Here is a 359-nt window from a genome sequence, read left to right as displayed (position 1 = left end):
ATGGAGCGGAAGACGGGATTCGAACCCGCGACCCCGACCTTGGCAAGGTCGTATTCTACCACTGAACTACTTCCGCATTATAAGTGCGGGTAAAGGGAGTCGAACCCCCACGCCCGAAGGCACTAGATCCTAAGTCTAGCGCGTCTGCCAGTTCCGCCATACCCGCAATATAAAATTATAACTGAAAAGTCATAAAAATGGTGAGCCATGCAGGATTCGAACCTGCGACCCTCTGATTAAAAGTCAGATGCTCTACCAACTGAGCTAATGGCTCGAAAAGTGGTGCCGGAGAAAGGACTTGAACCCTCAACCTACTGATTACAAGTCAGTTGCTCTACCAGTTGAGCTACTCCGGCCAA

Annotated in this window: 4 tRNA genes; all 4 read right to left on the bottom strand. The window is 50.1% G+C overall.

Annotated elements, in window-relative coordinates:
* Nucleotide 1: 1 nt before the first annotated feature.
* A tRNA-Gly gene (locus H2672_RS19350) sits at nt 2-76 on the bottom strand.
* An 8-nt stretch (nt 77-84) separates the two neighbouring features.
* A tRNA-Leu gene (locus H2672_RS19345) sits at nt 85-166 on the bottom strand.
* Between the two features lie 32 nt (nt 167-198).
* A tRNA-Lys gene (locus tag H2672_RS19340) sits at nt 199-274 on the bottom strand.
* 6 nt (nt 275-280) lie between these two features.
* A tRNA-Thr gene (locus tag H2672_RS19335) sits at nt 281-356 on the bottom strand.
* Nucleotides 357-359: the final 3 nt, after the last annotated feature.

Origin of the sequence: Sporosarcina sp. BP05 (assembly GCF_014282005.1) — a bacterium.
In the GTDB taxonomy this organism is placed as follows: Bacteria; Bacillota; Bacilli; order Bacillales_A; family Planococcaceae; genus Sporosarcina.
Note: the sequence above shows the minus strand (reverse complement) of the source record. Positions and strands in the feature narration are given on the sequence as shown.